We start from the raw sequence: 8167 nt of genomic DNA, 5'->3' as shown, positions 1-8167 counted from the left end.
GTGTCGCCACCCGCTTCGACAAGCTCGCCGTCCGGTACGAAGCCACCCTGCACATCGCCGCGATCAACGAATGGCTATGACTTCGACACACGACCTAGGGCCGTACGGGTGCTCCTAGGGTGATCGGCCGCCAATGGACCCATCATTACCGGGCAACCTCAAGGAGCACGGCCACCTCACCAGAACTACATAAAAGCGGCATACCGTCGGCAACTCGGAACAGACATCACCGAACAAATGCCCGGAATCTAGCTCTTAATCTGCGGGTTGTAGGTTCAAGTCCTACGCGGCGCGGGACCGGCACGCTCGCCCTCGCAGCCACCGCGTCGAAGGCACCGGCCGACAGATCACCTGACGCACCCGTCTCCCGCTCGTGGCTCGGCCCGGGCCCGCTGCGCAAGCACCTGCTCGATGTGGTCGGACTGGTTCCAGGCGAGCGACTCGTGCCCATCCTCGTCGCTCATCCGGCGCAGCTGCGCCAGCGCGTGCGCGTCCCCACGCAGGGCCAGCCCGGTCGCCGCGTGAATCCGCGCCTCCCTGTCGTCGCCGTCCAGCTGGGCGGCGAGCAGCTCACGCAGCGCGGGCGCGTGTCGACCGAGGAGTAGATGAGCGCGGTCGTCGCCCAACGCCCGAACCGTCGGGTGCGACACCATGAGCGATGCCCGCTCATCGGCATTCTGCGCACTGCCGCCGTGGCTCGTCGTCGGAACCCGCTGCCGGGTTGATCGCATGGACGCAGTAACCGACGCCGCGCAGCGCCTGCTCCCAGGCGCTGCTCCAGAGCCGTCCCGCGTCCGCCGGCTGACAAGCGCCTGAGCGATCCGGATGGCTGATCAAGCACGCAGTTCCGCCGAGGCAGCCGGCGCCTGGGTCGGGCTGTTCATTGGCCCCGAGTTCGTCGCGCCGGAACCCTGCGGCTTGTGAACAGGATCGTTGCTACCCCGGTGTCCTGGCGCGGTCGATCAGCGCTTGGACGCCGTCGAAGAGCCGATCGAGCCCGAAGGCCAGCGGGTCCTCGATCGGCGTGAAGGCGCCGTCGAGGATGGCCTTGGTCAGCGCGGGGAAGCGATCGGCGTGCCGGGCGAGCAGCTCGCCGTTGAGCCGGCTCCACTCTCGGGCGTGCGCCTCGTCGAAGTCGAGCTGTTGCTGGGCCAGGTTGCGCACGAGTCCGGCGACGAGCAGGAAGACCTGGTGCTGCTGCGCGGCGGTCAGCCCGGTCGGCTGCAGGGCGGCGATGGCCGCGTCCATCCAGCCGATCTGGTGCGGCCCCATGGCTTGACGGCGCATCGCGGTCGCCGGCAGGAGCCACGGGTGCGCCTGGTGGACCGCCCAGGACTGGCGCGCCCACGCGGTGAGCTGCGCGCGCCAGTCGTTGCCAGCGCCTGACAGGTCGGGCCGGTCGGTGAGGATCGCCTCGACCATGAGCGCGACGAGCTCGTCCCGGCCGGGCACGTACCGGTACAACGCCATGCCCGACAGGTTGAACACGCCGGCGACCCGGGCCATCGAGACCGCGTCGAGGCCGTCGGCGTCCGCGATGGCCACGGCGGCGTCGGCGATCCGGCGCGGGTCGAGGCTCGGCTTGGGGCCACGCGTGGGTCGTTCGGTCTCGTCCCAGAGCAGCGCCAGCGCGGCCGCCATGTCGCGCGGCTGTTTCGGGCCGCTGGTCCTGGCCACGGTGGTTCTCCTCGCTGGCGGTGAATGCGGGGGTTGACGTCCTCCTGGAACTGTTTATACAGTAAAACGTACTGCTTATCGGTTAAACAGTTTAGGAGTAACGCAGTGATTGGTGCTGTCGTCGCGGCTTCCTCCGCCACCGTGCTCGCCGCCCCCGCCGCCGGCCTGCTGGGCTACCGGCAGCTGCGCCGCGCCGCGAACGCCAGGCGTCTGCGCATCACGAACCCGCACGGCATCGACGAGTCCGGGTTCGCCCGCATCGGCGGCATCGACCAGTGGGTCTCGATCCGCGGCGACGACCGCAGCAATCCGGTCATGCTCGAGATCCACGGCGGCCCGGGCGTGAGCAACCTGCCCTACAACCCGCGCACCCGCGCCTGGGAGCGGCACTTCACGGTCGTGCGGTGGGACATGCGCGGCGCCGGCCGGACCTTCGACCGCGGCGGCCCGGCCGGGCAGGGCGAGCTGACCCTCGACCGGCTGTGCCGCGACGCCGTCGAGGTGACCGACCACATCCGCGCCCGGCTCGGCGTCGCGCAGGTCGTGCTGGTCGCCAACTCGTTCGGGTCGTTCGTCGGGTTACGCCTGGCCCGCAACCACCCCGAGCGGTACTCGGCCTATGTCGGCACCGACCAGAACATCAACGCCGGCGGACGGGAGCGCACGGCCTACCACGCCCTGCTGGACCGACTCCGGACCGCCGGCAAATCCAAGGAGCTGGCCGCCGTCACGACAATCGGCCCCGACCGGGCGACGTGGACCGGGGCACAGTGGTCGCGGTTCCACAAACTGGTAGCCGCCGCCGACCCGCTCACCCTCGACACCATCAAGACCGTGGTGCTCGGCTCACTGCTGACGTCTCCCCGGCACACGCTGCGCGACCTGCGTAGCCAGCCGAAGGCCATGACCTTCTCCGAGCCGCTGGCGCTGCAGTCCACGGCGATCGACGAATGGCTCGAAGGCACGACCTTCGCGATGCCGTTCTTCATCTTCCAGGGCGCGCACGACGTCATCACCCCGCCGGCGGCCGCGAAGCGGTTCTTCGACGACGTCTCGGCACCGGTGAAGGAGTTCGCACTCATCGCGGACGCGAGCCATTTCGCGTCATTCCGCCACCCCGACCGATTCCTCGACCTGATGCTGACCAAGGTCGGCCCCGCCATCACGAGGCCATCGTCCCAGCTGGCAACCGATGGCCGCGGCCGCCCGGAGCGGTCCTGATCGACGCCGCCCCGGCGGCCCGGCCGCCGTGCATCATCCAAGCCGACGAACGGCTCGTCACCGGTGACCCTCTGCACGCGGCCGCCACCACACGCACCTGGTTCACCCAACTCGCGGCGGACGACAAGCCATAGATCATCGTGTCGCTCGCGTTCGCCCAGCACGCGGCCTACTTCGCCGGGCGGCTCGGCGTCGCCACGGTCATCGCCACCGACGGCGTCGCCCCGACGCCGCACTGCCGGCCGCCCCGATCGACGAGGTCGCCCGCCGCGTCCTCGCCACCGCCTGACCCGCGGGGTCAGGCGGCCTGGGAGTACCGGCGCAGGCGGCGTTCGACGCGTTCGGCGGTGGCGAGGATGTCCGGGGCGCGCAGGTGGTGGACGCGGGCGTTGTCGGAGGTCGCGCCGTGGCGGGCGAGCATCTCGGCCATGCGGGCGTGGACGTCGACGCGGGCGCCGGTCGGGCCGACGGTCTGGTCGGCGTAGGTGAGGGCGTCGGCGACCGGGGAGTGCTCGCGTGGGAACTCGGCCAGCTCGTGGTGCAGGCCGCGCAGCTCGGCGACGTAGCAGGCGCCGGAGTGGTGGGCGACCAGGGCGCTGATCCGGGCGGTCCAGCCGGTGCGGCGCAGGAAGCGGGCGCCGTCGAGGGGGTGGAAGCCGGTGTCGAGGACGGGCTCGGCGTAGCCGATGTCGTGCAGCCACGCGGCGGCGACGACCTGGTCACGGTCGGCGGGGTCCATGGCGGCGCACAGCTCGGCGGCGCGGGCGGCCACGCCGGCGGTGTGTGCCCAGCGCTGCGGGAGGCCCGTGAGCAGGGCCTCGGCGAGGTCCCGGGCGGTGGCGACGTCGACCCGGGGCCGCACCATGGTGGTCATACGCACGACGGTAGAACCTGCCCGGCCCCGCGCCGACCGGCCGGAGCCGGAGTTCATGCGGGCAACACCTGTTGTTCATCTTCGAACGAACCGGGTCCGGGGTGCTATGACGGTGACCATGCACATCTTGGCGATCGACCAGGGCACGTCGGGCACCAAGGCGATCGTCACCGGCGCCGACGGGGCGGTCCTCGCGATCGCCGAGGAGCCGCTGCGGCCCGCGTACCGGCCGGGCGGTGCCGTCGAGCAGGACCCGGTGGCGCTGCTGGACTCGGTGCTCACCGCGGGACGGCGGGCCGTCGCCGAGGCCGGGGTGCCCGTCGCCGCGGTCGCGCTGGCCAACCAGGGCGAGACGGTCCTGGCGTGGGACCGGGCCACCGGCGCGCCGCTGACCCCGGCGATCGTCTGGCAGGACCGGCGCGCCGAGAGCGTCTGCGCCGCGCGGGCCGGGTCCGCCGGCCGGGTGGCGGCACTGACCGGGCTGGTCCTCGACCCGTACTTCTCGGCGCCGAAGATGCGCTGGATCCGGGAGCGGCTCACCACCGCCGGGGTCGTCACCACCACCGACACGTGGCTGGTGCACCGGTTGTGCGGCGCGTTCGTCACCGACGCGTCGACGGCGAGCCGGTCGCTGCTGCTGGACCTGGACGAGGGCCGGTGGCACGACGAGCTGCTGGACCTCTTCGGCCTCGGCGGGGAGGCGCTGCCGGACGTGGTCGCCAGCGACGCGGTCGTCGGCACCACCACGGCGTTCGGCGGTGACGTGCCGGTGACCGGGCTCATCGTCGACCAGCAGGCGGCGCTGCTGGCCGAGGCGTGCCTGGCGCCGGGGACGGCGAAGTGCACGTACGGCACCGGCGCCTTCCTGCTCGCCCAGCTCGGCGGCGCGGCCGCCCGGTCGCGGTCCGGGCTGTCCACGTCGATCGCGTGGCGGCTGCGGGACCGGGTCGACCACTGCGTCGACGGGCAGGTGTACACGGCCGCGTCCGCGGTGCGCTGGCTCACCGACCTCGGGCTCGTCACCGGCGCCGACGAGCTCGACACGGTCGCGGCGGCGGGCAGCGACGGCGTGCTGTGCGTGCCGGCGCTCGCCGGGCTCGCCGCGCCGTGGTGGGACGCGGGCGCGACGGCGTCGTTCAGCGGGATGACGCTGAGCACCGGCCGCGGCCACCTGGTGCGGGCCGTGCTGGAGGGCGTCGCGGCGCAGGTCGCCGCGCTGGCCGCGCTCGTCGGTGACGACCTGGGCACGCCGCTGACCACGCTGCGGGTCGACGGCGGACTGACCCGCTCGCGGGTGCTCATGCAGGCCCAGGCGGACCTGGCGCAGCTGCCGGTCGAGGTGTACCCGTCGCCGCACGCCACCCCGCTCGGCGCGGCCGCCTGCGCGGCGCTCGCCCTGGACCCGGCGCTCGGTCCCGCGGACGTCACCGGCGGGTGGCGGCCGGCCGCGACGTACGAGCCGCGGTGGTCACCGGAGCGGGCCGCCGAACATCTCGGCCGCTGGCACGCCGCGGCCGGCGCGACCCTGTCCCGGGCGGCGACATGACCACGGACCGCTACGACGTCGCCGTCGTCGGCGCCGGCATCGTCGGCGCCGCGATCGCCCGCCTGCTCGGCGGCACGTCGCTGTCGGTCGCCCTGCTGGAGGCCCGCGACGACGTCGGCGACGGCACCAGCAAGGCCAACACGGCGATCCTGCACACCGGGTTCGACGCGACGCCCGGCACCCTGGAGGCGCGGCTCGTCGCCCGCGGGTACGCGCTGCTCGGCGACTACGCGGCGGCCACCGGCATCCCCGTCGAGCGCACCGGCGCGCTGCTGGTCGCCTGGACCGACGAGCAGCTGCGGACGCTGCCGGCGCTGCGGGCGAAGGCCGAACGCAACGGGTACACCGCCTGCGAGCTGGTCGACGCGGCGGCGGTGTACGACGCGGTGCCAGCCCTCGGCCCCGGCGCGCTCGGCGGCCTCACGGTGCCCGGCGAGTCGATCACCTGCACGTGGACGACGAACCTGGCCCTGGCCACCGACGCGGTCAACCGGGGCGTGACGCTGCTGCGCGGGCACCGGGTCACCGCCGCCGACGCCGGTCCCGACGCCACCCGCCTGGACACCACCGGCGGCGCCGTCACCGCCCGGTGGGTGATCAACGCGGCGGGCCTGCACGCCGACGCCCTCGACCGGTTGTTCGGCTACGAACGGTTCACGGTCACGCCGCGCCGTGGGGAGCTGTACGTGTTCGACAAGCTGGCCCGGCCGCTGGTGCCGTGCATCGTGCTGCCGGTGCCGTCGAAGGCCGGCAAGGGTGTCCTGGTCAGCCCGACCATCTACGGCAACGTGATGCTCGGCCCGACCGCCGAGGACCTGCCGGACCGCACCGCGACCGGCACGTCGGCGCGGGGCCTGGCGTACCTGCTGGAGCGCGGCCGGGAGCTCATGCCGCGGCTGCTGGACGAGGAGGTCACCGCCACCTACGCCGGGCTGCGCGCCGGGATCGGCCGCGACGACTACCTCGTCGACGTCGACGTCGACGCCGGGCGCCGGTACGTGCTGGTCGGCGGGATCCGCTCCACCGGGCTGACCGCGGGGATGGCGATCGCCGAGCACGTGGCCGGGCTGCTGGACGGCGCGCTGGACCTGACGCCGCGCCCGGACCTGCCGGACCCGCCGCGGATGCCGAACCTCGGCGAGGCCGGCGTCCGGCCGTTCCGGGACCCGGCCGCCATCGACGCCGACCCCGAGTACGGGCACATCGTGTGCTTCTGCGAGCGGGTCACCCGCGGCGAGATCCGCGACGCGTACCGCTCCCCGGTCCCGCCCGCCGACCTGGACGGGCTGCGCCGCCGTACCCGCGCGATGAACGGCCGCTGCCAGGGCTTCTACTGCGGCGCCGAGGTCGGCGAGCTGCTGCGCACGCGCGGCGGTGCCCGGTGAACGAGCACGTCCGGGTCGCGATCGTCGGCGGCGGGCCGGCCGGGCTCACCGCCGCCGCCGCGCTCGCCCGCCGGCTCGGCGACGGTGTCCTGCTCATCGAGCGGGAGGCGGAGACCGGCGGCATCCCCCGGCACAGCGACCACCTCGGGTACGGCCTGCGCGACCTGCACCGGTTCGTGTCCGGTCCCGCGTACGCGCGCCGCCTGACCGCCGCCGCCCGCGCCGCCGGGGCCCGCCTGGAGACCGGGGCGATGGTCACCGGCTGGGCCGGCGAGCGGGCGCTCGAGGTCACCTCGCCGCGCGGGCGGCGGGTCGTGCACGCCGACGCGGTCGTGCTCGCCACCGGCGCCCGGGAACGGCCCCGCCCGGCCCGGCACATCCCGGGCGACCGGCCCGACGGCGTGTACACCACCGGGCAGCTGCAGCAGCTCGTCCACCTGTACCACCGCGACGTGGGCCGCCGGGCGGTCGTCGTGGGCGCCGACCTGGTCAGCTGGTCGGCGGTGCTCACGCTGCGCGCCGCCGGCTGCCGGCCGGTGCTGCTGGCGACCGAGGGCCCGCACGCGGTGCTGCGGCGGTCGGCGCGGGTCGCGTTCGGCGTGCCGGTGCTCACCGGTACCCGGGTCGCCGCGATCAACGGGCACGGCCGGGTCACCTCCGTCGACCTGGAGGACCCGCGCACCGGTCGGCGGCACCGGGTGCCCTGCGACACCGTGGTGCTCACCGGCGACTGGATCCCCGAGCACGAGCTGGCCCGCACCGGCGGGCTCGACATGGACGCCGGGACCCGCGGCCCGCGCGTCGACACGGCCCTGGCGACCAGCCGCCCGGGCGTGTTCGCCGCCGGGAACCTGCTGCACCCGGTGGACACCGCGGACGTCGCCGCCCTGGACGGCCGGCACGTCGCCGGCGCCGTCCTGGCACACCTGACCGGCGCCGCGGCGGGACCTGCGCGACCGGCGGGACCGGCAGCGGGGCCGGCGGGACCGGCGGCCCCGCTGGAGCTGCGGTGCGCGGCGCCGCTGCGCTGGATCGCGCCGCAGCTGATCCGTCCGGGCGGTCCGGCGCCGGTGCGCGGGCGGCTGCTGCTGTGGTGCGACACCTACCGCGCCGTCCCGCACGTCGTCGCCGTCCAGGACGGCCGGCGCGTCGGCGCGGTCCGCGTGCCGTGGCCGGCCGCGCCGGGCCGGGTGTTCCGGGTGCCGTTCACGCTCGTGGCGGGCGCCGACCCGGCGGGCGGCCCGGTGACCGTCGCACTCGACCGGTAGCCGCGGCCGGTGCCGTGCCGCGGTAGGTCCTTGCCGACCGGCCGGCGTGACGGTTACGGTCGTGATGTGACTGCCGGGTCGGCCATGTGCCGTGCACAGACAAGGCGTCCGGCAGTTCGGTGAGCTGCCGGCGGGCCCGTGGCCCGCCACTCCTTCCGCACCGCCCGCATGAGCGGAGCCTGCCGAGGAAGGAGGT

7 protein-coding genes are annotated in these 8167 nt (G+C 74.5%); 4 read left to right on the top strand and 3 right to left on the bottom strand.

Annotated features, from left to right (window positions below; all coding sequences use genetic code 11):
* Window positions 1–347: 347 nt before the first annotated feature.
* Both OP18_RS60545 and OP18_RS13810 read right to left on the bottom strand, forming a co-directional pair.
* Entirely contained in the window at window positions 348–731 is a 384-nt protein-coding gene (locus tag OP18_RS60545; RefSeq protein ID WP_245635370.1) for a hypothetical protein, read from the bottom strand.
* Between the two features lie 205 nt (window positions 732–936).
* A complete protein-coding gene (locus OP18_RS13810; RefSeq protein WP_033359193.1) occupies window positions 937–1677 on the bottom strand; it encodes a TetR/AcrR family transcriptional regulator in 741 nt (246 codons plus the stop codon).
* Window positions 1678–1782: 105 nt separating this feature from the next.
* On the opposite strand from OP18_RS13810, the gene OP18_RS13805 reads away from it, so the two are divergent.
* Window positions 1783–2898 (top strand): alpha/beta fold hydrolase, encoded by a 1116-nt coding sequence (locus OP18_RS13805; protein WP_052386672.1) that lies wholly within the window; start codon window positions 1783–1785, stop codon window positions 2896–2898.
* 298 nt (window positions 2899–3196) lie between these two features.
* Here the strand turns inward: OP18_RS13805 and OP18_RS13800 are convergent, their stop codons facing one another.
* A complete protein-coding gene (locus tag OP18_RS13800; protein ID WP_052386671.1) occupies window positions 3197–3772 on the bottom strand; it encodes an HD domain-containing protein in 576 nt (191 codons plus the stop codon).
* A 118-nt stretch (window positions 3773–3890) separates the two neighbouring features.
* On the opposite strand from OP18_RS13800, the gene OP18_RS13795 reads away from it, so the two are divergent.
* The 3 genes from OP18_RS13795 to OP18_RS13785 are packed head-to-tail and all read left to right on the top strand — an operon-like array spanning window position 3891 to window position 7971.
* Complete coding sequence (locus OP18_RS13795) at window positions 3891–5318, top strand: FGGY family carbohydrate kinase (protein WP_033359284.1); 1428 nt, start codon at window positions 3891–3893, stop codon at window positions 5316–5318.
* Window positions 5315–6703, top strand: coding sequence for an NAD(P)/FAD-dependent oxidoreductase (locus OP18_RS13790; RefSeq protein ID WP_033359192.1), 1389 nt, complete (start codon window positions 5315–5317; stop codon window positions 6701–6703). Before OP18_RS13795 ends, OP18_RS13790 begins: the two co-directional genes overlap by 4 nt.
* A complete protein-coding gene (locus OP18_RS13785; RefSeq protein ID WP_033359191.1) occupies window positions 6700–7971 on the top strand; it encodes an NAD(P)/FAD-dependent oxidoreductase in 1272 nt (423 codons plus the stop codon). Before OP18_RS13790 ends, OP18_RS13785 begins: the two co-directional genes overlap by 4 nt.
* The last annotated feature ends 196 nt before the right edge of the window (window positions 7972–8167 follow it).

Source organism: Dactylosporangium aurantiacum, assembly GCF_000716715.1.
Taxonomy (GTDB): domain Bacteria; phylum Actinomycetota; class Actinomycetes; order Mycobacteriales; family Micromonosporaceae; genus Dactylosporangium; species Dactylosporangium aurantiacum.
This window is presented reverse-complemented; position numbering and strand designations above follow the sequence as displayed.

Bases quoted from the DNA above. Each gene is read 5' to 3' on its own strand.
- OP18_RS60545 (WP_245635370.1), bottom strand. From the start codon at position 731: ATGCGATCAACCCGGCAGCGGGTTCCGACGACGAGCCACGGCGGCAGT.
- OP18_RS13800 (WP_052386671.1), bottom strand. From the start codon at position 3,772: ATGACCACCATGGTGCGGCCCCGGGTCGACGTCGCCACCGCCCGGGAC.
- OP18_RS13795 (WP_033359284.1), top strand. From the start codon at position 3,891: ATGCACATCTTGGCGATCGACCAGGGCACGTCGGGCACCAAGGCGATC.
- OP18_RS13790 (WP_033359192.1), top strand. From the start codon at position 5,315: ATGACCACGGACCGCTACGACGTCGCCGTCGTCGGCGCCGGCATCGTC.